Genomic DNA, 25,618 nt, shown 5'->3' with positions numbered 1-25,618 from the left:
ATAATTTTTTTAACTTTTTATTTTTAAATAAGGTTTTAAAAATAATGAAAATAGATGAATTAAAAAAAAAAGCTGCTTTAGAAGCGATAAAATATATTAAAGATAACTCTATTGTTGGAATAGGAACTGGTTCTACAGTTTCTTACTTTATAAAAGCTTTAAGTTTTATTAAAGAAAAAATATCAGGAGTAATTTCAAGTTCTAGTACATCATCAGAACAGATTAAAAAGTATGGATTAAAAATTTTGGATTTAAATAAAGTTTGTTCTCCTATTATATATGTAGATGGTGCTGATGAAATAAATAATAAAATGGAAATGATTAAAGGAGGAGGCGCAGCATTAACAAAAGAAAAAATAATAGCTGCTGCAGCAACTCAATTTATTTGCATAATAGATGAATCTAAACAAGTAAAAATATTGGGAAATTTTCCACTTCCAATTGAAATAATACCTATGTCTTACTCGTACATTAAAAATCAAATAATTAAGTTAGGAGGAGAGCCAAAATTAAGGAAAAATTTAATTACGGATAATGGAAATATTATTTTAGATGTTTATAAATTCAAAATTTTAGATCCTATTTTTATTGAAGAAAAAATTAATTCTTTTCCTGGAGTAGTAACGGTAGGATTATTTTCAAAAATAAAACCAGATATTGTAATTATCGGAACTCAATCAGGAGTTAAAACTTTATTTAATAAAATAAAATAAGCATTATTAAATTAATAATTTTTTATTTTTTTTAAGAATTTTTTTTAGGAAAAATTTTATAATGAGTAATATTTCATTTTTTCTAAAAGTATAGTTTTTATTAATTTCAATTTTTAAATTATATAAAGAAACATTAATATCTAAGATATTAAAATAATTAAATATTTAAAAAATAGAGTCTTTTTATGAATAATCAAATAATTCGAAAAAATATTAGAATTAAAAGAAAAGAACTATCTGAAAGTAAAAAAAATAATGCTGCTATAAAAGTAGCTAACTTAGCGTATAATTTAAAAAAAATAAAAGATGCTAAAAATATAGCTCTATTTTCTTCATTTGACGGAGAAATTAATACTTTTCCTTTAATTAATCTTTTATGGAAAAAAGATGCTCGAGTTTTTTTACCTAAAATAGATTCTTTTTCTAAAAAAACAGTATTTTTTTTAGAATATAAAAAAAATACTATTTTAAAATTAAATAAATTTAATATTTTAGAACCTATAAAGAAAAATAAAAAAAAATTTTTTATTCATGAGCTGGAAATCATTATAGTTCCATTAGTAGCTTTTAATTTTGAAGGGTATCGATTAGGAATGGGATGTGGTTTTTATGATTTTCTGTTAAGAGATTCGAAAAAAAAAATTATACCTATAGGTATAGCATATGATTTTCAGTTAGTAAAAGATATAAAAATTAACCCCTGGGATGTTCCCTTGCCTTATATTATTACACCTAAAAAAATTTGGTTTTGGAAAAAAAATTTTTTTTAGATAGTTAAATCTAATTCTCCATATTTATACAATAAGATAGATATCGCAGCTATAGAGCTAGTTTCAGCACGTAGTATTCTTTTTCCTAATGAAATATTTTTAAAATTATATTTTTTTTTAAAATTATTAATTTCCATAATAGAAAACCCTGATTCACCTCCGATTATCACATTTATTTTTTTTTGAATAGGCGTTAAAGAATTTATTGTTTTTTTTGTATAAGGATCAAAAATTATTTTTAATTCATTATTAGGTAATTTACTACACCATGAATACATATATTCAGGATAATTAATAATTGGAATTTTATTTCTTTCACATTGTTGGCAAGCAGATATTGCTATATTTTTCCATCGATTATATTGAGATAATAAAGAAGAACTATTTATTTCAGTAGAAAACTTATTTTTTTGCAATAATGGTGTAATTGAATGCACTCCCAATTCAGTAGATTTTTGAATAATAAAATTCATTTTTTTTTGATTTAGCATTATAGGGGCAAAATGTATTTTTAGAGAGGATTCTTTATTTTTTTTAAGTTTTTTTTCTATTAATATTTGAATTAAATTTTTCTTAATAAGAGTAATTTTTCCTAAAAAAACATGATTTGTATTATTAAATACTTCAATTTTTTCATTTATTTTAACTCTTAAAACATTTTTGAAATAATGCAGATTGTTATTGGTCAAATGTATATTTTGTTTTCTTTTTATTTCTTTTTCATAAAAAATTCTATATTTTTTTTTTTCATTTTTTTAAATTAAGATTTAGTTAATTTGATAGTTTTTTAAAATATAAATAAATAATGTTTTAGTAGTTTGTTTACTAAAATTTCCATATATATTTCAAATATTAAAATTAATTAATATTTTATGTTTGATTTTTTATTTAAATATTCTCTAAAGCTAATAGAATCACTATTTTCAATTTTTTCTTGCTTTTTTTTTGATTTTATTTTTTCTCTCAAAAAAAAATTTTTATCAAAAAATTTTAATTTTCTTCTTTTTAATCGAGCAGTATGTTTTTTAGCTAAAAAAACTCCGGTTTTTTTAAATCCTTTTTGAAGAATAAAATCTAAAATTTTAGAAGAATAAGTCAAATTTGGATTTTTTAAATGCTTTAGTAAAGTGTTACAACTTTTTTGATAGGGATTATTTAAAAAATTAGAATCAAAAATCTTTGCTATTTTTTTAAAATCTTTAAATAAAACAGAAGCTATTTTTTTAAAACAAACTTTTTTGTCTGAATTTAGTAATTTTATTTTTTGATTTGGTTTTCTTCCTTCTAAAGTAATTCTTTCCCAATTTTTATTTAATTCGATTAATTCTGAATTTGTTAAATTAGGGGATTTATTTAATAAACACCAACATAAAAATATATCTAAAAAAAATATTTGAGTTTTATTAATTCCAATAGAAGAAAATGGATTTATATCAATAGCTCGTATTTCGATATATTCAATTCCATTTTCTTTTAAAGACTTTATAAACGGTTTATTTTTTTTTATGCTACATTTTGGTCTTATATACGTATATAATTCATTTTCCATTTGTAAAATATTTGTATTAACTTGCTGTAATTCCCCTTTTTGATTAAACAAATTCATTTGTTCAAATTTTTTGAATGAAGTATTAATTCCATATTTTAAACTATTTAAATATTCATTTAAATTATTAAATGTTAAGTGAAGATTTTTAATTGAATTATTAGAATGACCTAATTTACTTAATCTTAATGATGTAGCCCATGGCAAATATTCTATATCTTTACTATTTTTAGTATTTAACAAAAAATTTATTTTTTCATTAGATAAAAAATTTTTATATATAGCTGGAGAAGCACCAAAAAAATAAGGAATTATCCATCCAAATTGGTAAAAATTTCTAATTATATGTAAATATTTGTTTGAAATTATTTTTTTTTCTTCTTTATTATTTTTTTTTCCTATCCATTTTTTCCAAAATAATTTTGGAATAGAAAAATTATAATGTATTCCCGAAACTAAGTTCATTCCTAATCCATATCGAGTTTGCAGACCTTTTCTATATAGGGTCTTTATCTTTCCAAGATTTGAATTTCCATATTGAGCTAATTGAATGTGGTCTTTTTTTTCTTTTAAACAAGGCATGCTCAATGGCCACATATATTCATCAGCTATATTTTGAGAAACATAACAATGTATATCTTCTAATACAGAAAATAATTGATTGATATCAGAGCACTTAGGTGTAATTAATTCTAATAAATTTTCAGAAAAATCAGTAGTAATTATAGGATGAGTTAAAGCACTTCCCATATTTTTTGGATGTACAGAATTAGAAAGATCTCCATTTTCTTTAATTCTAATAGTTTCTCTTTCAATTCCTCTGCAAATTTTTTTTAATAGGTCTTTATTTTCATTTAACCAATTTAATTTTTTAGAAATATTTGAAATGAACATTTATTCCTTTTATGAATTATTTTCTAAAATGAGAGGAAATATTTTTTATTAAATGATTTTTTTTAAAAAATTAATTTTTTGCATCCGGAAGGATTCGAACCTCCGACCGCTCGGTTCGTAGCCGAGTACTCTATCCAACTGAGCTACGGATGCATATATATAAGAAAATACGGAGAGAGAGGGATTCGAACCCTCGATGTAATATTAGTATACATACTCCCTTAGCAGGGGAGCGCCTTAAGCCTCTCGGCCATCTCTCCAAAAATATTAAAAAATTAATTTATAATTTTAAATTAAATATTTTTATTAATAACTTTCATCTTACTTTTTTTATATCATAAGTCAAACATTTTTTAATGGTGTAGAAGATTGTTTTTTTCTTTTAAAAATTTAATTAAATTGCGCCTAGTATAATTAATTTATAGCAAGGCGCAATCTTTATTAGTAAGAAGATGTTTGAGTTTTTTCTGATTGAATTCTTTGATAAATTTCTTCTCTGTGAACAGAAACTTTTTTCGGAGCATTGACACCAATTCTAACTTGATTTCCTTTAACTCCTAATACGGTAACAGTAACTTCATCTCCAATAATTAACGATTCCCCAACTCTACGAGTTAGAATTAACATTCTATGCTCCTAAAAAAATTAAAATGGTATGTCTATCTAACCTTATTTATTTATTTAAAATAAAATTGTTTATATTAAATTCATGCAATGATATATTTAAATTTTATTTTATTTTCTCTTTAAATAAGAAAAGATATTTCAGTTAATGTAATACTTAATTATATATTAATATATTGTTATATAAAAATTTATTATGTTTATTTATGCTTTTTAATTTTCTTTTTTTAAAATAGATAAAATTTGGTTTTTACTTTTTTTTATAAAATGACTATTATTTTTTGGTTTTTTTCCACCACCTTGGGCATTTTCTTTATTTCCACCTCCTTTTCCATTAATTTCTTTAATGATAATATTTATTATCTCTATAGCTGTAATTTTTTTAATTAATTTTTTAGCAACGCTAACTAAAACAGAAATTTTTTCGTTAGTTTCATTAACTAAAATTATTATAAATGAATTTAAATGATTTTTTAAATAGTTAATTAAACAACTTAAAAAATTAGATTTTTTTTCTTTTAAGTAATGGATTATTATGCTAATTTTTTTGATTAGAATTGCTTCTTTAAGCATTTTCTTAGTTATTTCTTTTATTTTATATTTTTCATATTTTTTATATATTGATCTTAAATATAAATTTTTATCCAATAAAAAATTAATTTTTTTGATAATTTTTTTTTCTTCTTCTTTTAAAAGAATTTTTACTTGATTAAAGATAGTTTCTTTTTTTTGAATCGATAAAAAAGCTTCTTTTTTTGTGAATGCTTCTATTCGAAATATATTAGCAGCTATACTATTATTAGAAATAATTTTAAATATTCCAATTTCTCTGGTTTTTTTTGCGTGTGTTCCAGCACATAATTCGTAAGAAAAGTTATCAATAGATAATAATCTTACTTTTTTAGCATAATTTTTATTTTCTAAAAAAATAGCGTTTCTTTTTTTTGCTTTTTCAAAAGAAGTTATTTCACAGTTAATATTTAAATTTTCCCAAATTTTGTAATTTACTATTTGTTCAATTTTTTTAATACTTTCTTCAGAAATAGATTTTGAATACAAAAAGTCAAAACGTAAGTATTTATCTGTTATTAATGATCCTTTTTGTAAAATGTCTTGATTTAAAACAATTTTTAATGCGGAATGTAATAAGTGAGTTGCCGAATGATTTATAGCTATTAACTTTCTTTTTTTTAAATTAATTTCAGCTGTAATAATAGTATTGATTTTTATTTTTCCTGAGATTAATTTTCCAAAATGAATAATTACTGATCCATTTTTTTTAGTATCTTGAACCAAAAAAGAAAAATCTTTATTATATATTTTTCCAGTATCTCCGATTTGTCCTCCAGATTCAGCATAAAAAGGAGTTTCTTTTAAAACTAAAACTATTTTTTCACTTGGAACATTAATTTCTTTGACGGGGTTTTCGTTTAAAAATATACTAATTATAGTAGATTGAATTTTTTCTTCTTTATAACCTAAAAATATGGTTGGTTTTATTTTAAAAGTTTGATAATTATTTTCAAAGAAAAATTTTTTAGATTTCTTTGATTTCTCCCTTTGTCTTTCCATTAACTGATTGAAATTTTGGTAATCTATTATTATTTTTTTTTCTTTACAAATTTCTTCAATTAAATCAATTGGAAAACCAAAAGTATCATGTAAACTAAAAACTATTTTTCCAGGAAGGATATTATTGTTTATTTTTTTGATATTATTATGTAATAAAATTATTCCTTTTTTTAATATTTTTAGAAATTGACTTTCTTCTAGTTTTAATATTCTTTTTATTTCTTCTTCTTTTTTTGTAATCCCATTAGAAAATTTTTTTATTAATTTAATTGTATATGGCACTATTTTATATAAAAATTTATCTTTTATTCCAATTTTTAAACCATGTCTTAAAGCCCGTCTAATTAATCTTCGAAGAATATAACCTCTTCCTTCATTAGCGGGTAAAACACCAGCAGAAATAATATATATGCATGTTCTTATATGATCAGCTATTATATATAAAGATTGATTTTCTAAATTTTTTATACAATAAGTATTGGCTATATAAAAAATTAATTTTTGAAATATATCAATTTTATAATTTGAGTTTTTTTTTTGTAAAATAGATGTAATTCTTTCTAATCCCATTCCGGTATCAACTGATTTGTAAGGTAAATCAGTTAAAGATCCATTTAAAAGAAGATTAAACTGAATAAAGACAATATTCCAAATTTCTACATATTTATTATTTTTAAAAAAATTTTCTTTATTTTGTTGTTGTTCATTTGGATTATTATTAAAAAAAATTTCAGTACAAGGTCCACAGGGTCCAGAGCTACCCATTTTCCAAAAATTTTCTGATAAAAATATTTTTTTTTCTTTTTTTATACAGATAATTTGATTATCGGATAAACCAATAATTTTTTTCCAAATATTATAAGTTTCTTTATCTGAACTATGTATAGTAACTAATAGCTTATTTTCCGGTAAATTAAACCATTTTGAAGAAGTCAAAAGTTCCCAAGCATATATAATTGCTTTTTCTTTAAAATAATCTCTAAAACTAAAATTTCCAAGCATTTCAAAAAAAGTGTTATGATATGAAGTATATCCAACATTATTAAGATCATTATGCTTCCCCCCTGTTCTTAAACAGTTTTGAGAAGTTGCTACTCTTTTAAAGTTAGGCGTTTTTTTTCCTAAAAAAATATCTTTAAATTGATTCATTCCAGCATTAGTAAATAATAAAGAAGAATCATTTTTTGGAATAATTGAACTTCCAGAAATAATTTTATGATCTTTTGTTTTAAAAAATTCTAAAAATATTTTTCGTACCTCGTTAATACTTTTTTTCATATTTTTCCTACTTTTTTTTTTGAATAGATTTAGTTTTTAATTTTCAAAAAATTTTCATTAAAAACTAATAAACTTTTCAAAATCTTTTTTATTTTTATTTATTGAATATTAAATTTATAAATGATGTACTTAACTTTAACTAATTTTATTTTATTTAAAAAAAATAATTTATAAATATGTTATATACTATTAACTATAGTAGTTAAATCTTTATAAATAAAATTATGAATAAGTTTCTAAAATTAGAAAAAAAAATTTCTTTTATGTGTTTTTTTAATATCAGATTAGATAAAGCTATAAAAAATTTTTGTAAATTGTATTCTCGAAATTATTTAAAAAAGTGCATTTTGTCTAATCAAGTTTTGGTTAATAACTTAATAATTAATTTTCCGGATAAAAAAATACATTTTGGAGATTTAATTACCATAAATTTTTTAGAATTTGAAAAAAATGAATTTAAAGACAAAAATATTTTTTTGGATATTATATATGAAGATGAATATTTTCTTATTTTAAATAAACAATCAAATATGGTAGTTCATCCTGGAGCAGGAAATAAAAATGGAACCATACTTAATGCTTTATTACATAAAAACCAAATTTTTGAAACTATTCCTCGTGCTGGAATAGTTCATCGATTAGATAAAGATACTACTGGTTTAATGGTAATAGCTAAAACTATAATGGTTTATTATAAATTAAAAAAATTACTTAAATTAAGAAATATTTATCGTGAATATGAAGCAATTGTTCAAGGAACTATGATTTCAGGAGGTACTGTCAAAGCTGCTATTTCAAGAAATATTTATAAAAGAACAAAAATGAGTATAAATAAAAACGGTAAACCAGCTACAACTTATTATAAAATAATTCAACGGTTTGCTAATTTTACTCATATTAAAGTCATTTTGAATTCTGGTAGAACTCATCAAATTAGAGTTCATATGTCGTATATTAAATATCCCTTAATCGGTGATCATATTTATGGAAAAAAAAATTTTTTTATAAAAGATTTAAATCCTATTTTATCAAAAATAATAAAGGAATTTCCAAGACAAGCATTACATGCTAGAAAGTTATCTTTTATACATCCTATTAAAAATATATTAATGAGTTGGTATGTGAAATCCCCTAAAGATATTAATAATTTAGTTCAGAATTTAAAACTTTTTAATAAAAAAAATATATAAATTTTAAATAATTTTAATATTTTTTAAAAATTAATTTTTATTAAGAGGATTTAATAATCGTTTTACTGCTGTTTCTAACGCCCAAAAATATCCATCTAATCCGAAACCAGTAATTACTCCCTGGGAAATATCTGATAACCATGAATTAGATCTAAAATTTTCCCTAGCATAAATATTTGAAATATGAATTTCTATAAATGGAATATTTACCGCTAAAAAAGCATCTCTAATAGCAATGCTTGTATGTGTAAACGCTGCTGGATTAATAATAATATAATCAATTTTTTTTTTTGATTCATGTATTTTTTCAATAATTTCATGTTCAGCATTAGATTGATAGTGATAAATATTTATTTTTAAAGATAAAGCTTTCTTATTTAATAGAATAATTAATTCTTTCAAAGTTGTTGTTCCATAAGTATTTTTTTCTCTAGTTCCTAATAAATTTAAATTAGGTCCATTTAGCATTAAAATATTAAGTTTTTTGTTCATTTTTTTCCGAAATTTTAAAATTTAAAAAATTAAATTTATTTAAATAAAATAATATATTAATCATATTGTATAAAATTTTTTTTAAAATAAATATACTTTATTTTTTTTTTTTTATATATATGTTTGTATAAAAAATATATACAAATATTATTTGTAAGCATTTTAAACATATAGAAAATAATTTTCTAGTTTAAATAATATAATAAGTGAGAAAATATGTTAAATATTGTTTCTGAAAATTTATTAATTAAAAATAATATTAATCATCAAGATTTGTTTAATGTATTGAGTAACATTTATACAAAAAAAATTAATTATGTTGATTTATATTTTCAATCTAAGTTAAAAGAAGCTTGGATATTAGAAGAGGGAATGATAAAAAATGGAATGTATTCATGTGATCAAGGTATTGGAATACGTACCATTAAGAAAAATAGTGTTTCTCTTTCTTATACTGATACTATTACTTTAAGTGGATTAAAAAAAAGTGCAGATATAGTTAAAAGTATTTTAAATAATTCAACTGATAAAAAAATAGGTAATTTTTTTTCAGAACAACCATTAAAGAGATACTCAAATCAAAATCCTATTAATAAAATGAATATTAATCAAAAAATTGAAATATTGAATTTTATTGATTGTACAGCTAGAAAAATTGATTCTAGAGTAATTAAAGTTAATGCTTCATTAACAGGAATGTACGAAGAAGTCTTAGTTACGTCTTCAGACGGAAATTTAGTTGCTGATATACGACCATTAGTACATCTTTCTATTAGTGTATTAGTTGAAGAAAAAGGGAAAATAGAAAAAGGATATAGTGGTGGAGGGTGTCGCGGAAATTATGATTTTTTTTTAGAAAAAGATTTGTCAGGAAATAATAGGATATTTAATTGGATAAATGAAGCTGTTCAATCAGCGTTAATTAATCTTTCAGCTCAATCAGCTCCTGCAGGGTTGTTAACAGTAGTTTTAGGTTCAGGTTGGCCAGGTGTTTTGCTACATGAAGCTGTTGGACACGGATTAGAAGGAGATTTTAATCGAAAAAAAACTTCTGTTTTTTCTAAAAAAATAAATTTAAAAGTAGCTTCAGAATTATGTACAGTTATAGATGACGCTACTTTACCTAATTTAAGGGGTTCTTTATCGATAGATGATGAGGGTGTTGCTGGGAAACGTAATATTTTAATAAAAAATGGAATATTAAAAAAATATATACAAGACAAATTTAATGCTCATTTAATGGGTACAAAGAGTACAGGGAACGGAAGAAGAGAATCTTATGCTCATTTACCAATGCCAAGAATGACAAATACTTATATGTTACCAGGAAATTCTACTCCTAAAGATATTCTAAGTACTGTTGATTACGGAATTTATGCAAAAAATTTTTCAGGAGGACAGGTGGATATTACTTCTGGAAAGTTTGTTTTTTCTATTTCAGAAGCTTATTTAATTAAGAAAGGAAAAATAAAAGAAGCTCTTAAAGGAGCTATGATAATTGGATCTGGTATTGAAGTAATGAAAAGTATTTCAATGGTAGGAAATGACTTACGTATGGATTCAGGCACAGGTACTTGTTCGAAAGACGGACAAAATATTCCGGTAGGTGTAGGCTTACCTACAATTAAAATAGATAAATTAACAGTTGGTGGTATAAACTAATTTTTTAGTAATTTTTTTTAAATCTGAAAGCATGTTATTTATACAACAAACATGCTTTCAATATTTTCACATATAACTTTTTTAATAAATAAAATTAACTTATTCTTTCTTTTATACGAGCAGATTTTCCTATTCTATTTCGTAAAAAATATAATTTAGATTTCTTTACAGAACCATTTCTTTGAATGCTAATTTTATTAATAATAGGTGAATGAGTTTGAAATACTCTTTCAATTCCTTCATTATTAGATATTTTACGAACTGTAAAACTAGAATTTAAACTTCTATTTCGAATAGCTATAACTATTCCTTCAAAAGATTGCAATCTTTTTTTAGATCCTTCTACAACCCAGACGTCTATTTTTAGAGTATCTCCAGTTCTAAAGTTAGGTATATTTTTTTTAAGTTGCGAACTTTCTATTTTTTGAATGATTTTATGCATTTTTTTTTAAAATTAATTTTATAATTGTAGTTTACAACAATTTTATTATTTTTGATTATTTTTTTTATGTTTATTTTTATATTCTATAAGAATATTTCTTTCTTTTTTTGTTAATTTTATTTTTTTTAATAAATCAGGTCTTTTTTTCCATGTTTTTTCAAGTGAATTTTTCAATTTCCATTGTTTTATTTTTAAATGATTTCCGGATAGTAAAATTTTAGGTACATTATGAATTAAAAATTTTTTTGGTCGAGTAAATTGGGAATGGTCTAATAAACCATTATTAAATGAATCTTCAAAAGCTGATTGAATTTTACCTATAGCACCAGGAATTAATCGAACTAAGCAATCTATTAGAACCATTGCAGGCAATTCTCCACCGCTAAGAATATAATCTCCTATCGACCATTCTTCATCTACGTAGTTTGTAATTATTCTCTCATCAATACCTTTATATCTTCCACATATTAAAATCAAATTTTCATTTAAAGATAAATTTAGAATGTTTTCTTGATTAATTTTTTTTCCTTGAGGAGATAGATAAATAACTTTAGTTTTTTTTTTAATAAATAACTTAGCGGCTTGAATAGCAAGATAAATAGGTTCTATTTTCATAATCATCCCGACTCCTCCGCCATACGGGTAATCATCTATAGATCTATTTTTTTTTGTGCTATAATCTCTTGGGTTCCAAAAATTTATTTTTAATATATTTTTTTTAATAGCTTGGCTGGTTATTCCAAAATTAATAATGGAAGCAAACATTTCTGGAAAAATGCTTATTATTCCGAACCAAACTTTTTTTTTAAAGTATCATTTTTTGACATAATTTTCCCAATCTATCAAAATATAATTTTTTTGAATATTAATTTCCTTAACTATTTCTTTTTCAATAAAAGGAATATAAAAAAAATTGCTAGAAATAGTCAAGACATTTTTAATGATTAAAATATCATAAAAACTATTATTATCTATCAGATCGACTATAACACCTATTTTTTTTCTTTTCATATTTAAAACTGATAAACCAATTATTTGATTCCAATAATATTCATTTTTTTTTAAAATAGGTAATTGATTTTTATTGATCCAAATATTTTCATTAGTAAATATTTTCAATTGTTCTCGATCTAAAAAATCTTTAATTTTTACTAAAAAATATTTTTTTGTTTTCTTCCAACAAGTTATTAAAATTTTTTCAAATTTTTTTTTTTGATAAACCAAGGAAGATAATTAAAAATATTTTCTTTTTTTTCAGTATAAGAAAAAATTTTAATAAATCCTTTTATTCCGTATGGTGATCCAATTTTTCCTATAATTATAAAAGATTCAATATTTTTTTTTTGATTAAATTTCATTTTTTTAAATTTTATTTTTTTTAATTATCTGTTTTACTTTTTCTGATAATTGTGCTCCTTTTTGTTGCCAATAAATGATTCTTTCTAAATTAACTCGAGTATGTTTTTCTTTTTTATTTTTAAAAGGAGTAAAAAATCCAATTTTTTCAATAAATTTTCCATTTCTTGATTTTCTACTATCAGTAACTATAATTTGATAAAATGGCTTTTTTTTAACTCCATTTCTAGTTAATCTAATTTTAACCATAATTTTTTTCCTATTTTTTTTTGAAAAAATAATTATATCATACCTTTTCAACAGAATAAATTATTCATTTTATAAAGTAAAAAAACATTAATTTCGAATATTTTTAATAAGTTAAATAACTTTTTATGTTTTTCCAAATATTACGAATTCCGTTTTTTTTAATTTTTTTAATCAATCTCTTCATTATTTCAAATTGTTTTAGTAGCTTATTAACATCCTGTACTGTTGTACCTGAACCGATAGAAATTCTTTTTTTTCTGGATCCTTTAATGATATTAGGTTTTAACTTTTCTTGTTTTGTCATAGAATTAATAATATATTTCATTTTAAATAACGTTTTTTTATTTATTTCTTGTATGTTTCCAACATTAGGTATATTTGTTTTATTTGGAAAATTTCTAATAAAAGATGTAACTCCCTTTATTTTTTGAATTTTATTAATTTGCTTGTAAAAATCATTTAAATTAAATTTGTTCTTCTTTGTTAAATCTTTGTTAAAAAATGTTGTGTTAGGATAGGAAATCTTTTTTTCAATATTTTTTATAAATGAAAGAATATTTTTCATACCTAAGATTCTTTCCGCTATTTCTTTAGGACAAAAAGGTTTTAAATCACTTAATTTTTCTCCAGTTCCTATAAACTTAATAGGTTTTTTAGTCGTATATCGAGCTGATAAAGCCACTCCTCCCCTAGAATCACCATCAATTTTAGTTATAATGATTCCTGATATAGATAATAATTCATTAAATGTTTTAGAAATGTTCATTCCATCTTGTCCTGTCATAGAATCTATTATTAATAATGTTTCAATAGGAGATATGGATTTTTTAATATTAATAATTTCTTTCATCATTTTTTGATCTATATGTAATCTTCCAGCAGTATCGATTAAAAGTATTTCATAAAAATTATTTTCGGCATATTGTTTTGCTGATTGAGCTATATTTATAGGTTTTTCTGTTAAAGAAGTGAAAAAAAAATCAATTTTTATTTTTTTTGATAAAATATTTAATTGTTCTATGGCTGCAGGGCGGTATATATCTAAAGAAGTTATAAGTATTTTCTTTTTATAATTTTCCTTAATAAATTTTGCTAATTTCCCTATAGTAGTGGTTTTTCCCGCTCCTTGTAATCCAACTAATAAAATTATTGCTGGAGGCTGAACTGAAAAATTTAATTTATTATTTTTTTCTCCCATAATTTTAATTAGTTCATTTTTAATTATTTTAATAAACTCTTGTCCAGGTGTTAAATTATTATTAATTTCTTTACCTATAGATTTTTTCGAAACTTCATTAATAAAAATTTTAATAATAGGTAAAGAAACATCTGCTTCCAATAAAGTTCTTCTAATTTCTCTTAATGAATCAGTAATGTTTTTTTCTGTTAATCTTCCTTGATTTTTAATTTTATTTAAAATAAAAGATAATTTTTTACTTAAATTTTCAAACATTTTTTATTTCTCTCCAAAATTTTTTATAATTAATATTATTTATTTAAACTTTATATTTTAAAAAATAATTAATATAAAAATGTTTTTTATAAATTTTTTTTTTAATAAATATATTTATATTTATTTATATAAACCAATAATTTTAAAATGATTCGAAAAAGTTTTAATTTTTTCTAAAAAGTCTTCTATTTTAAAAGATTTAAAATTATTTTTTATTTCTAATAATATTTTTTTTTCATTTTTTAAACTAGATATATTTAATAATTCAAATTTATTAATAGAAATATTGTATTTATTAAATAATAAAAATAAGGATATAAAGTTTTTTGATTCATTTTTAATAGTAAATGTCATCATTATTTTTTTAGAAAAATCATTTAAATCTAAAAATTTTTTTTTAGAAATAGCAATAAATTTAGTGAAATTATTAGTTTTATTAGAAATATTTTTTTGTATAATTTTTAAGTTATAGAGTTTAGCACCTATTGGGCTACCTATTGCAGCGATATTTACAGATTGTAAAAAAGCAATTTTTTTCATGGCAGCAGCGGTACTTTCTACATTTTTTATTTTCCAATTAGGAAATAGTTTGATAAACTTTTCACATTGTTGAAATGGTTGAGTATGACTATAAATTGTTTTAATTGTATTAAAATTAGCATTAGTTATTCCTAATAAACAATGTTTAATTGGAATCTTAAATTTTTCAATTATAAATACTCTATATTGGCTTAATAAATTATAAATTTCAAAAATAGATCCTGTGCAACTATTTTCTATAGGAAGTATTCCAATATTTGATGAATTGTTTTCTATATTTTTAAATACTTCTTCAAAAGAAGAACAATTTTTCTTAAATATTTTTTTATTCTTTTTTATTGCGTATTCACAGGATGCATAATAAGAGTATGATCCTTTAGGTCCTAAAAAAGATATTGAAACATTCTTTTTAGAAATATTTTTCTTCTTTTCTATAAATTTTTTTTGTATGGATATAGATTGATCAATTATAATATTAAAAATATCTAAAATATATTTTTTTTCGATTCCATATTTTTCTCCTATATTAACTAACGATTCAAACATTTTTTTTTCCCTATTTTCATCTCTTATTGAATGATTAATCATTAATTTTGTTTTTGCTATTTCTATAGTTAATAATTGTCGTTTTGATAAAAGAGATATTATTTTTTTATTTATTAAATTAATTTTTTCTCTTAATGTTAGTAATGGATTATTTGTATTCATATTTTATTACTCTTAGTATTTTAGTTTAAAATATAGAGTTTATTTTTAAGAAAATAAAAAATCTATATTTATATTTTTTATTTTTTTACAAAAACTTTTTAATTATATAATTATATTTAATTTTTTTAAAAATTTTATATATTTATATAGTTTTTTAATAACAAAAATTATCAAAAAATAAATAATTTTTTTTTATTCGGCATAATTTTAAAAGATACATATATATATAGAAATAGTTTATGATATATTTTTATGAACATTAATTATTATATAATGAAAAAAAATATTATTTACACTTTTATCAATCTTATTAATATTTAGGTATATTATGAAAACTTATTTGGTTAAAAAACAAAATTTTTTTCCTGATTGGTATGTTATCGATGCTTCAGGCAAAATTTTAGGACGTTTTGCTAGTCAAATTGCTAAATTACTTCGAGGAAAGCACAAAGAAATATATACTCCTCATCTAGATACTGGAGATTACGTTATTATATTAAATGCAAAAAAAATTATGGTTACGGGAAATAAATATAAAAATAAAATTTATTATCATCATACAGGTTATGTCGGGGGAATAAAGAAAAAAAGTTTTAAAGATTTAATTACTACTAATCCTTCTAAAATATTAAAAAATGCCATTAAAGGAATGTTACCAAAAGGAATTTTAGGACAATCAATGTTAAAAAAATTAAAAATTTATGATGAAAATCAACATAACCATATGGCTCAAAATCCAAAAAAAATAATAATTTAATTAAGGCAAGAAAATGAATGAAGAAAAAAATTATGGAACAGGTCGTAGAAAAAGTTCTTCGGCTAGAGTTTTTTTAAAAAAAGGCATTGGAAATATAACGGTTAATAACTTTTCATTAGAAAAATATTTCGGTAGAAAAACATCATGCATGGTTGTTTTACAACCTTTACAATTAATTAATATGTTAAAAAAATTTGATTTATATATTACAGTTAAAGGAGGAGGAATCTCTGGACAGGCAGGAGCTATTCGACAAGGTGTTACTAAAGCCTTAATATCTTATGATAATTCATTTAGAAAAGAATTAAGAAAAGCTGGTTTTGTAACTAGAGATTCTCGAAAAGTTGAACGAAAAAAAGTAGGGTTTCGAAAATCAAGAAAACGTCCTCAATTTTCTAAACGATAAATATAATTTTTTAATAATCTAATCACAATAGATTAGATTATTAAAATAACGTTTTTAATATTGTATTAAAAAATTTAAAATATTTATATAAATAAATTTATAATTTTTTTAAAAAATTAAATATATCCAGACAAAGGGAATTTATGTTTTTTTTGTTAAAACAGGAAATAAAATAAATTTTTTTTTCTTTTTTAAAATTTTCTTTAATTTTTATTTTTATATCTTTTAAATCTTTTTGATTTAACAAGTCTATCTTATTTAAGATTAACCATCTTGGTTTATTATATAGTTTTAAACTATATTTCTTTAATTCATTTATAATAATTTTAATATTATTTATAGGATTAGAATTATCTATAGGAACAAGATCAACAATATGCAGTAAGATTTTACATCTTTCTAAATGTTTTAAAAATTTAATCCCTAAACCAATTCCATTGGAAGCATTTTTAATTAAACCTGGAATATCTGCTATGGTGAATCTATTTTTATTTTCAATTATTACTTCACCTAAAATTGGTCGAATTGTTGTAAACGGGTATTCAGCTATTTTTGTATGAGCATTAGATACTTTACTAACGAATGTTGATTTTCCAGCATTGGGTAAACCCAATGTTCCTACGTCAGCTAATAACCTTAGTTCTAGCACTAATATTCTATTTTCTCCATCAGTTCCCATTGTTCTTTTACGAGGAGTTCTATTTGTAGATGATTTAAATCTAGAATTTCCAAGCCCACGCCATCCTCCTTTAGCAACCAGTACTTTTTGTTGATTATTTATTAAATCAATAATAATTTCTTGAGTTTTATAATTAATAATTCTTGTACCTATAGGAACTTTAATAAATATGTCGGAAGCATTTTTTCCAGAACAATTTTTTCCTTTTCCATTTTCTCCATTTTTTGCTATAAAATTTTTTTTAAATCTATATTCAACAAGAGTATTTAAATTTCTATCGGAAATAATCCAAATATTTCCTCCATTTCCTCCGTCTCCTCCATTTGGACCTCCTTTAGGGATGTATTTTTCTCTTCTAAAACTAATACATCCATTCCCTCCATTTCCTGCAATAACATTGATAACAGCTTCGTCAATAAATTTCATTTTTTTTATTGTATTTTTATGAAAATGTGAATGATATTCAAAAAAATTTTTTTTTTAAATAAATTAATTATTTGAATTTTTAAATTCAACTTAAAAAAAAAATAATTTTAAAATTATTTTTTTATTAAGTTGAATAAAAATATATTTATTTATAATAATAAGTTATTAATTATTAATTAGTGATGCTTACATACTTTCTTTTTTTTAAGCCTTTAATTTCAAATTTAACTTTACCACTTTTAGTTGCAAAAATAGTGTGATCTTTTCCACAAGAAGCATTTTTTCCGGGATGAAATTTAGTTCCTCTTTGACGTACTATAATACTACCTGCCGGTATAAATTGTCCTCCGAAACATTTTATACCTAATCTCTGGGAGTGAGAATCTCTCCCATTTCTAGTAGAACCACCTGCTTTTTTATGTGCCATTTTTGATATCTCTATTTAAATAATTAATATCTAAAATTTTTACATCAGTAAATAATTGCCGATGTCCTTGTTTTTTTTTGTAATGTTTTCTACGATTAAATTTAATAATATTAATTTTTTTGCATTTTCCATGACGTAATATATTAGCTTTAATCTCACTTCCTAAAATATTAGGAGATCCTATTTCTACATAAGATGAGTTAGAAATAAGTAAAATATTATTGAATATAATGTTTTCCCCAACAGAAAAATTTAATTTTTCTAAACGAACTATCTGTCCTATATTTACCTTGTATTGTTTTCCACCACTTTGAAAAACCGCATGCATATTTTACTCCATTTTTATCGAAAAATCTTTTAGACATATATTTATTTTTTTTAATATATGTAAAAAAAATCTAAAAAATATTTAATAATTAATTATATAATAATTAAAATAATTAAAATATTAAAACTTTATTTTGATTTAATAAATTTAATGGGTTAAATAATATTATTTTTATTTATTTAAAAGTAAAAAAAAGGAATTATTAAAGAAATTATTATAGTTAATAACTTATTATTGAATAATGATAACATTTATATATTTCAATATATTGTTATATAGTTAATATTATTAATATTATAACAATATAAATAATAAAAATTAATAATTAATACAAATATATGTAATAAATTTAATTTACTATTATTTATAGTTTTAACATTTATTTAGTAAAAAATATTTTTTTCTAATAAGTTATGCTTTTAATTTTTAGTTAAGAAATACTTAAATTTTTTTAAAATATTTTTAATATATTATTTAAAAATCTTAATATTTTAAAAAAAATTTAAATTTATATTTAGTGAAATTCTTTTTTTTTTTGAATAGTTTATTTAAACTCTAATTAAACTTAATATGTTAAATATTATCTTTAAATAAAAATAAAAAGTTATTAATTAGGAAAAAAAAATATTTTTTTCTTATTTTTTAAAAAACAAGTCGCTTTTATTTTTAATAATAGTTAATTCTTTTTAAAAATATTAATTAATATTCTGTTATTAAATTTTTATTTAAAATTTTTATATATATTTCTAAAAAGCATGAATTTTAAATGAAGATTAAAGATCTTTTTTTTTTATTTTACTAATATAAAAAATATTTTGTTTTAATATTTTTGAAATTTTTAAATGAATTTTTTTAGATTTAATTAAATACTAGTATTTAATCAATAGTTTATTTTATATTTTCTTTATTTTTATTTATTTTTTAATAAAAAAATATAAATTTTTTTGTTTTAAAAATATTTATTTTAAAAATATTAAATTTTATTTTTTTTCTCATATTCCTCCCATTCTTTAGGAGAGTAAGTCTCGATTGTGAGAGCGTGTATTTTGTTACTTAAAATTAATGTTTTTAAAGGAGAATATATTTTTTGTTGTCTTTCCCTTTCATTCTTATTAATAAATATTTTTCCAATTGCTATTATTATTAAGTGATAATCATCTCCCTTAATATAAACTTTTTTTAATGGTATTGCTTTCAGTAGCAAAGATTTTATTATTTTTTTCATATTAAAAATCAATATTTTAATTTAATAACTTAATTATACAACAAAAAAAAAATTTTTTTAAAAAAAATATTTCTTTATAAAAGAAATTAATAATTAATTTGATTTTTTTAATAAAAAACTAATACAAGTTAGATAAATAAATTTGTATAAAAAAACTTTTTTTTATTCAGTATAAAAATTATTTTTTTTTGAATAATTAGCACTTAAAAAATAATATTTTTTTAATTATTAAATTTTTTTTTAAAAAATATATTTTTAAATTTTAAAAAAATAATAATTATAACTATACTAAAAGTTATATAGGAGATATAGTCCTATCATAAATTACTGTGAGGTATTTATATGATAAATCATGTTCCAATGACCGTAAAAGGCGTTAAAAAACTTAAACGAGAGCTTGAAAAATTAAAAAAAATAAAACGTCCTCAAATTATTGCTTCCATTGCTAATGCCAGAGAACATGGTGATTTAAAAGAAAATGCTGAATATCATGCAGCTAGAGAGGAGCAAGGATTTTGTGAGGGAAGAATTCAAGATATTGAAACTAAATTGTCTATTGCTCAAATTATAGATGTGACAAAAATAAAAAATACAGGAAGAGTAATTTTTGGTTCAACTGTGACTTTAATAAATATTAAAAAATCTGAGACATTTACATATAGAATTGTTGGAGATGATGAAGCCGATTTTAAAAAAAATTTAATTTCGATTAATTCTCCAGTTGCAAGAAGTTTGATAGGAAAATACAATACCGATATTGTTGATGTTGCAACTCCTCTCGGTATTGTAAGTTATAAAATATTAAAAGTAGAATATATTTAATTTTTTTTAAAAAATATTTAATATTTACGTTGCAAGGTAATAAAAAGGGAATAAAAAAAAATAATTTTATTCCCTTTTAATTTTTTTAATTTTTTTTAAAATATGGTATTAATTAATTATGTTAAAAAAAAAATGTAAAAAAAAGAAATGGTTAAAAAAATATTTTCAAGACTTTTTTGTTAAGGAACGAAATAGATTAAATTATCGTTCTAGAGCATGGTTCAAATTAAAGGAAATTCAAGAAAAATTTAAAATTTTAAAAAAAGGAATGTCAATAGTTGATTTAGGATCTGCTCCTGGTAGTTGGTCTGAATATGCTATTAAAATAATTGGTAAAAAAGGTTGGATAGCTGCTTATGATATTCGACCTATGAAACCAATTCCAGGTGTTTTATTTTTTCAAGAAAATATTAATAAAAAAAAAATTTTAAGTTTTTTTTAGAAAATAATAAAAAAGTTAATTTAGTTATGTCAGATATGGCTCCAAATATATCTGGTTATTCCACTATCGATATAGTTAAAATGTTTCAATTATCTGAATTAGCTTTAGATTTAACTAAAGAAATTTTAGTAGAAAAGGGAGTTTTTTTAATCAAGTTATTTCAAGGAACTGGATTTTCTGAATATATTCAAAAATTACGTTTACTTTTTTTAAAAGTAAATATTTATAAACCAAATTCTTCTCGGTCTTCTTCTAGAGAAGTTTTCATTGTAGCAGTCGGACGAAAAATATAGTAGTCTATGCCTTTTGTTAACTTAGTTGTAATGTGAGGTAGTATCTTGAGTGATATGACTAAAAACTTGATTCTTTGGTTAGTAGTTGCAGTTATAATAATGTTTATTTTTCAAAATTTTACTACAAATAATTTAAATAATAGAAAAATTGAATATTCAACATTTTTATCTGAAGTTAATCGAGATCAAGTTAGAGAGGCACGTATTAATGGTAGAGAAATAAATGTTATTAGGAAAGATAATGATCGATACATCACTTACATTCCAATAAATGATCCAAGATTATTAGATACGCTTTTAGTAAAAAACGTTAGAGTAGTTGGAAATGGTCCTAATGAACCAGGAATAATTATGTCCGTTCTGATTTCTTGGTTTCCTACTTTTTTATTAATTGGAATTTGGATTTTTTTTATGAGACAAATGCAACTTGGAGGAGGCAAGGGAGCAATGTCTTTTGGAAAAAGTAAAGCTAGAATGCTTACCGAAAATCAAATAAAAACAACTTTTGCAGATGTTGCAGGATGCGATGAAGCAAAAGAAGAAGTTAGCGAGCTAGTTGAATATCTTAAAGAGCCAATTCGATTTCAAAAATTAGGAGGAAAAATTCCAAAAGGTATTTTAATGGTAGGTCCACCTGGAACTGGAAAAACATTATTAGCTAAAGCTATAGCTGGAGAAGCTAAAGTTCCATTTTTTACAATTTCAGGTTCTGATTTTGTAGAAATGTTTGTAGGAGTAGGGGCGTCTCGAGTTCGAGACATGTTTGAACATGCTAGAAAAGTAGCACCATGTATAATTTTTATAGATGAGATTGATGCGGTCGGACGTCAAAGAGGAGCTGGATTGGGAGGAGGTCATGATGAAAGAGAACAAACTTTAAATCAGATGTTAGTGGAAATGGATGGATTTGATGGAAATGAAGGAATTATATTAATAGCAGCAACTAATCGTCCTGATGTTTTAGATCCAGCATTATTGAGACCCGGTCGTTTTGATCGCCAGGTAATAGTGGCACTTCCCGATATAAAAGGAAGAGAGGCAATTTTAAATGTTCATATTAAAAAAGTACCGGTTAATGATGATGTCGATTCTAAAATTATAGCTCGAGGAACTCCAGGGTTTTCAGGAGCTGATTTAGCTAACTTAGTTAATGAAGCAGCATTGTTTGCAGCTAGATTTAATTTTAAAGTAGTTTCTATGAAACAATTTGAATTAGCTAAAGATAAAATGATTTTAGGATCAGAAAGAAAATCTATGGTAATGAGTAATTTACAAAAAGAAAGTACAGCTTTCCATGAAGCTGGACACGTGATTGTCGGTAGATTAGTTCCAGAACATGATCCAGCTCATAAAGTAACGATTATTCCTAGGGGAAGAGCATTGGGCGTTACATTTTTTTTGCCAGAAGAAGATTGTTTAAGTTTAAGCAGAAAAAAATTAGAAAGTCAGATTTCTACGTTATATGGAGGAAGATTAGCAGAAGAAATGATTTATGGAGAAGACTCAGTATCAACTGGTGCACAAAATGATATTAAAGTTGCCACAAATTTAGCAAGGAATATGGTAACTCAATGGGGTTTTTCAAAAAAATTAGGTCCGTTATTATATGCAGAAGAAGAGGAAGAGATCTTTTTAGGACGCACTGTTTCTAAATCTAAACATATTTCAGATGAAACAGCAAGAATTGTTGATGAAGAAGTAAAAGCTTTGATTGAAAAAAATTATAATAGAGCAAAAAAAATACTTTATGATAACTTGGATATTTTACATGCTATGAAAGATGCTCTAATTGAATATGAAACACTTAATTCAATACAAATAAATGATTTAATGAATAGAAAAAAACTAAAAAATATAGAAAAATAAAAGCAAATTTAATGTTAAAAATATTTAATTATTAAAAATAAAAAATTTTATTTGTTTATAATTTTAATGATTACTGTACTATATAAAGTATATTCTTGTTACCAGGATTTATTGTAATAATTCCTGGTAATAATAATGTTTATTAAAGCTAAATTTTTTTTTGAAATATTTAAATTATTCGATATATATTTTTTAGTTTTATAAATTTTAAATTTATAAAAATAAACATGTTTTAATTTTATTAAAAAATTTAAATTATTCAATTTTTTTTAAAAAAATAAGGAATATTTTGATGCTCACAGTTTGTTTAATTTCTTTTATTCTTTTATCTTTTGTTTTAATTTTTTTAATTCTAATTCAATCAGAAAATAATTCTGAAACAATTAGTTCAATAAATAATAATTATGAAAAAAAATTTTTATCTATAAATTTTGAAAATAATTTTCTTATTTCCATAACAAGTTTTATAGCTGTTTTATTTTTTTTATTTAGTTTAATATTATCAAATATTAGCAGTATTTATTTATAATGTAAAAATTAAATAATTTTATGAAAATGTAGATGATAGAAGATAGAAATAAAATTTTTGAGCCGAGGTGGTGAAATTGGTAGACACGCTATCTTGAGGGGGTAGTACTCTTAATTGGGTTTACGGGTTCAAGTCCCGTCCTCGGTATAAAAAAAATAGATTAATTTTTTTAAAATATTTAATTGTTTTTCCTAGATAATTTAATTAATTAAATTATGTAGGTAGTTTATTTTTTAAAATAATATTTTTTTATTTTTTATTTGAAAAATAAAAGCAATTAAGTTTTTAACTTTTGAATAAATTTAGGATTAATATCCTAGTTAAATATAATAATATATCGTACGTTATTAATAAAGCTTTTATTTTTAAAAAGATTTAAAAAATTAAATTTAATTATACATTTAAAAATGTATAAATTGAGGCTAAATAAAATGAACAAAGAAATTTTAGCTGTTGTGGAAGCTGTTTCTAATGAAAAAGCTTTACCAAGAGAAAAAATTTTTGAAGCGTTAGAAACCGCATTAGCTACAGCGACTAAGAAAAAACACGAACAAGAAATTGATGTTCGAGTACAAATTAATCGAAAGAATGGAGATTTCCATACATTTCGAAGATGGATGGTAGTACATAAAGTAACTTATCCAACAAAAGAAATAACACTAGATGCTGCAAAACTTGACAATATTAATATTAAAGTTAATGAATATGTAGAAGATCAAATTAATTCTGTAACTTTTGATAGAATTACAACACAAACTGCTAAACAGGTGATAGTACAGAAAGTAAGGGAAGCCGAACGATTTATGATTTTAAATCAATTTACTCAATATATAGGAGAAATTGTTATTGGAATAGTTAAAAAAAATAATAGGGATAATGTTGTTTTAGATTTAGGAAATAACGCTGAAGGAATTATTACTAAGGAGCATATGTTACCAAGAGAAAACTTTAGATTAGGTGATCGTATCAGAGGAGTATTGTATTTAGTGAATCCTGAACAAAAAGGAATTCAGTTATTTATTACTAGATCAAAACCTGAAATGTTAGTTGAATTATTTAAAATTGAAGTACCAGAAATCGGAGAAAAAATTATAGAAATAAAGGCCGCAGCTAGAGATCCTGGGTTACGTTCAAAAATAGCAGTTAAAACAAATGATAAAAGGATAGATCCTATTGGTGCTTGCGTAGGAATGAGAGGAGCAAGAGTGCAAGCTATTTCAAATGAACTATGTGGTGAAAAAATAGACATTATTTTATGGCATGAAAATCCAGCCCAATTTGTAATTAATGCTATGGCTCCATCTGAAGTATCATCAATTATAGTAAATAAAGAAAATCATACTATGGATATTGCCGTTGAATCAGAAAATTTAGCAAAAGCAATTGGTCGAAATGGGCAAAATATTAGATTAGCGTCACAATTAACAAGTTGGGAATTAAATGTGATGACAGTAGATGATTTAAATAAAAAATATGAAAAAGAAGAAAAAAATATTATTTCTTTATTTAAAAAAAATTTGTTAATTAATGATAAATTAGCTAATTTATTGATAAATAGAGGTTTTTCTTCAATAGAAGAAATAGCTTATATACCTTTTGAAGAACTACTAAAAATTTCAGGTTTAGATAATTTAACAGTTACTTCTATTCGAAAACAAGCAATAAAAATTTTAGAAAAAAAAGAATTAAATAAGAAGAAAAAATTGTCTTCTTATGTTGCAAAAGATCTTTTAAATTTAAAAGGAATGAATTTTAATTTAGCAGAAAAATTAGCTGAAAAAAAAATATATACTTTAGAAAATTTAGCAGATCAAAGTGTTAATGATTTAATAGATATTTCAGAATTAGATATTAATACAGCCGGAAAATTAATTATGGCTGCTCGAAATATTTGCTGGTTTAATACTAAAGTGGAATAGTAAGGACGAA

26 protein-coding genes, 3 tRNA genes and 1 pseudogene are annotated in these 25,618 nt (G+C 22.2%); 12 read left to right on the top strand and 18 right to left on the bottom strand.

Annotation, left to right across the window (positions count from 1 at the left end):
- The first annotated feature begins 44 nt into the window (after positions 1-44).
- Both rpiA and AB4W62_RS01685 read left to right on the top strand, forming a co-directional pair.
- A complete protein-coding gene (gene rpiA / locus AB4W62_RS01690; protein WP_367679767.1) occupies positions 45-713 on the top strand; it encodes a ribose-5-phosphate isomerase RpiA in 669 nt (222 codons plus the stop codon).
- 185 nt (positions 714-898) lie between these two features.
- The gene (locus tag AB4W62_RS01685; protein ID WP_367679766.1) at positions 899-1,483 is read left to right on the top strand and encodes a 5-formyltetrahydrofolate cyclo-ligase; all 585 of its coding nucleotides are present in this window, start codon (positions 899-901) and stop codon (positions 1,481-1,483) included.
- Here AB4W62_RS01685 and AB4W62_RS01680 read toward each other — a convergent pair.
- The 6 genes from AB4W62_RS01680 to alaS form a co-directional block, all read right to left on the bottom strand.
- The gene (locus AB4W62_RS01680; RefSeq protein ID WP_367680141.1) at positions 1,480-2,214 is read right to left on the bottom strand and encodes a 16S rRNA (uracil(1498)-N(3))-methyltransferase; all 735 of its coding nucleotides are present in this window, start codon (positions 2,212-2,214) and stop codon (positions 1,480-1,482) included. The two genes, AB4W62_RS01685 and AB4W62_RS01680, sit on opposite strands and share 4 nt — an antisense overlap.
- Before the next feature lie 131 nt (positions 2,215-2,345).
- Positions 2,346-3,923, bottom strand: a complete 1,578-nt coding sequence (gshA, locus tag AB4W62_RS01675) for a glutamate--cysteine ligase (protein ID WP_367679765.1) — start codon at positions 3,921-3,923, stop codon at positions 2,346-2,348.
- 79 nt (positions 3,924-4,002) lie between these two features.
- Positions 4,003-4,076 (bottom strand) — tRNA-Arg (locus tag AB4W62_RS01670).
- 17 nt (positions 4,077-4,093) lie between these two features.
- A tRNA-Ser gene (locus AB4W62_RS01665) sits at positions 4,094-4,183 on the bottom strand.
- A gap of 181 nt (positions 4,184-4,364) precedes the next feature.
- Complete coding sequence (gene csrA / locus AB4W62_RS01660; RefSeq protein WP_367679764.1) at positions 4,365-4,550, bottom strand: carbon storage regulator CsrA; 186 nt, start codon at positions 4,548-4,550, stop codon at positions 4,365-4,367.
- A gap of 210 nt (positions 4,551-4,760) precedes the next feature.
- On the bottom strand, positions 4,761-7,397 hold the full coding sequence (gene alaS / locus AB4W62_RS01655; protein ID WP_367679763.1) for an alanine--tRNA ligase: 2,637 nt from the start codon (positions 7,395-7,397) through the stop codon (positions 4,761-4,763).
- 224 nt (positions 7,398-7,621) lie between these two features.
- On the opposite strand from alaS, the gene rluD reads away from it, so the two are divergent.
- Positions 7,622-8,587 carry a 23S rRNA pseudouridine(1911/1915/1917) synthase RluD gene (gene rluD / locus AB4W62_RS01650; protein WP_367679762.1) on the top strand — a complete coding sequence of 322 codons (966 nt, stop codon included), beginning with the start codon at positions 7,622-7,624 and terminating at the stop codon, positions 8,585-8,587.
- A gap of 30 nt (positions 8,588-8,617) precedes the next feature.
- Here rluD and aroQ read toward each other — a convergent pair whose 3' ends face one another.
- The gene (gene aroQ, locus AB4W62_RS01645; protein ID WP_367679761.1) at positions 8,618-9,079 is read right to left on the bottom strand and encodes a type II 3-dehydroquinate dehydratase; all 462 of its coding nucleotides are present in this window, start codon (positions 9,077-9,079) and stop codon (positions 8,618-8,620) included.
- A gap of 216 nt (positions 9,080-9,295) precedes the next feature.
- Between aroQ and tldD the strand changes: the two genes are divergently transcribed.
- Complete coding sequence (gene tldD, locus AB4W62_RS01640; RefSeq protein WP_367679760.1) at positions 9,296-10,741, top strand: metalloprotease TldD; 1,446 nt, start codon at positions 9,296-9,298, stop codon at positions 10,739-10,741.
- A gap of 94 nt (positions 10,742-10,835) precedes the next feature.
- Here the strand turns inward: tldD and rplS are convergent, their stop codons facing one another.
- The 7 genes from rplS to AB4W62_RS01605 form a co-directional block, all read right to left on the bottom strand.
- Positions 10,836-11,183: a 50S ribosomal protein L19 gene (gene rplS, locus AB4W62_RS01635; protein ID WP_367679759.1), complete on the bottom strand. Its 348-nt coding sequence runs from the start codon at positions 11,181-11,183 to the stop codon at positions 10,836-10,838.
- Between the two features lie 45 nt (positions 11,184-11,228).
- Positions 11,229-11,969, bottom strand: a complete 741-nt coding sequence (gene trmD / locus AB4W62_RS01630) for a tRNA (guanosine(37)-N1)-methyltransferase TrmD (RefSeq protein ID WP_367680140.1) — start codon at positions 11,967-11,969, stop codon at positions 11,229-11,231.
- 27 nt (positions 11,970-11,996) lie between these two features.
- Positions 11,997-12,407: a ribosome maturation factor RimM gene (rimM, locus tag AB4W62_RS01625; RefSeq protein ID WP_367679758.1), complete on the bottom strand. Its 411-nt coding sequence runs from the start codon at positions 12,405-12,407 to the stop codon at positions 11,997-11,999.
- Positions 12,371-12,541 (bottom strand): hypothetical protein, encoded by a 171-nt coding sequence (locus AB4W62_RS01620; RefSeq protein ID WP_367679757.1) that lies wholly within the window; start codon positions 12,539-12,541, stop codon positions 12,371-12,373. The genes rimM and AB4W62_RS01620 overlap by 37 nt, the downstream gene beginning before the upstream one ends.
- A gap of 4 nt (positions 12,542-12,545) precedes the next feature.
- A complete protein-coding gene (gene rpsP / locus AB4W62_RS01615) occupies positions 12,546-12,788 on the bottom strand; it encodes a 30S ribosomal protein S16 (RefSeq protein WP_367679756.1) in 243 nt (80 codons plus the stop codon).
- A gap of 103 nt (positions 12,789-12,891) precedes the next feature.
- Positions 12,892-14,241, bottom strand: coding sequence for a signal recognition particle protein (gene ffh, locus AB4W62_RS01610; RefSeq protein WP_367679755.1), 1,350 nt, complete (start codon positions 14,239-14,241; stop codon positions 12,892-12,894).
- 120 nt (positions 14,242-14,361) lie between these two features.
- Positions 14,362-15,489, bottom strand: a complete 1,128-nt coding sequence (locus AB4W62_RS01605) for a chorismate mutase (RefSeq protein WP_367679754.1) — start codon at positions 15,487-15,489, stop codon at positions 14,362-14,364.
- Positions 15,490-15,817: 328 nt separating this feature from the next.
- On the opposite strand from AB4W62_RS01605, the gene rplM reads away from it, so the two are divergent.
- Together rplM and rpsI are read left to right on the top strand one after the other, a co-directional pair.
- On the top strand, positions 15,818-16,246 hold the full coding sequence (gene rplM, locus AB4W62_RS01600) for a 50S ribosomal protein L13 (protein ID WP_367679753.1): 429 nt from the start codon (positions 15,818-15,820) through the stop codon (positions 16,244-16,246).
- A 13-nt stretch (positions 16,247-16,259) separates the two neighbouring features.
- Entirely contained in the window at positions 16,260-16,652 is a 393-nt protein-coding gene (rpsI, locus tag AB4W62_RS01595; protein ID WP_367679752.1) for a 30S ribosomal protein S9, read from the top strand.
- Positions 16,653-16,749: 97 nt separating this feature from the next.
- Here rpsI and cgtA read toward each other — a convergent pair whose 3' ends face one another.
- The 4 genes from cgtA to AB4W62_RS01575 form a co-directional block, all read right to left on the bottom strand.
- Positions 16,750-17,757 carry an Obg family GTPase CgtA gene (cgtA, locus tag AB4W62_RS01590; RefSeq protein WP_367679751.1) on the bottom strand — a complete coding sequence of 336 codons (1,008 nt, stop codon included), beginning with the start codon at positions 17,755-17,757 and terminating at the stop codon, positions 16,750-16,752.
- A 172-nt stretch (positions 17,758-17,929) separates the two neighbouring features.
- The gene (gene rpmA / locus AB4W62_RS01585; RefSeq protein WP_367679750.1) at positions 17,930-18,184 is read right to left on the bottom strand and encodes a 50S ribosomal protein L27; all 255 of its coding nucleotides are present in this window, start codon (positions 18,182-18,184) and stop codon (positions 17,930-17,932) included.
- Entirely contained in the window at positions 18,174-18,512 is a 339-nt protein-coding gene (rplU, locus tag AB4W62_RS01580; protein ID WP_367679749.1) for a 50S ribosomal protein L21, read from the bottom strand. Before rplU ends, rpmA begins: the two co-directional genes overlap by 11 nt.
- 973 nt (positions 18,513-19,485) lie before the next feature.
- A complete protein-coding gene (locus AB4W62_RS01575; protein WP_367679748.1) occupies positions 19,486-19,737 on the bottom strand; it encodes a BolA/IbaG family iron-sulfur metabolism protein in 252 nt (83 codons plus the stop codon).
- 342 nt (positions 19,738-20,079) lie between these two features.
- Between AB4W62_RS01575 and greA the strand changes: the two genes are divergently transcribed.
- The 6 genes and pseudogenes from greA to nusA all read left to right on the top strand — a co-directional run bounded on the left by greA (position 20,080) and on the right by nusA (position 25,608).
- Positions 20,080-20,559, top strand: coding sequence for a transcription elongation factor GreA (gene greA, locus AB4W62_RS01570; RefSeq protein WP_367679747.1), 480 nt, complete (start codon positions 20,080-20,082; stop codon positions 20,557-20,559).
- 118 nt (positions 20,560-20,677) lie between these two features.
- Positions 20,678-21,294, top strand: a pseudogene (locus AB4W62_RS01565) (RlmE family RNA methyltransferase).
- A gap of 54 nt (positions 21,295-21,348) precedes the next feature.
- Positions 21,349-23,160, top strand: coding sequence for an ATP-dependent zinc metalloprotease FtsH (gene ftsH, locus AB4W62_RS01560; RefSeq protein ID WP_367679746.1), 1,812 nt, complete (start codon positions 21,349-21,351; stop codon positions 23,158-23,160).
- Positions 23,161-23,452: 292 nt separating this feature from the next.
- Complete coding sequence (gene secG / locus AB4W62_RS01555; protein ID WP_367679745.1) at positions 23,453-23,689, top strand: preprotein translocase subunit SecG; 237 nt, start codon at positions 23,453-23,455, stop codon at positions 23,687-23,689.
- Between the two features lie 61 nt (positions 23,690-23,750).
- Positions 23,751-23,836, top strand: a tRNA-Leu gene (locus tag AB4W62_RS01550).
- 284 nt (positions 23,837-24,120) lie between these two features.
- Positions 24,121-25,608 (top strand): transcription termination factor NusA, encoded by a 1,488-nt coding sequence (nusA, locus tag AB4W62_RS01545; RefSeq protein ID WP_367679744.1) that lies wholly within the window; start codon positions 24,121-24,123, stop codon positions 25,606-25,608.
- Positions 25,609-25,618 lie beyond the last annotated feature (10 nt).

Origin of the sequence: Buchnera aphidicola (Mindarus abietinus) (assembly GCF_964059085.1) — a bacterium.
Taxonomy (GTDB): domain Bacteria; phylum Pseudomonadota; class Gammaproteobacteria; order Enterobacterales; family Enterobacteriaceae; genus Buchnera_A; species Buchnera_A aphidicola_C.
Note: the sequence above shows the minus strand (reverse complement) of the source record. Positions and strands in the feature narration are given on the sequence as shown.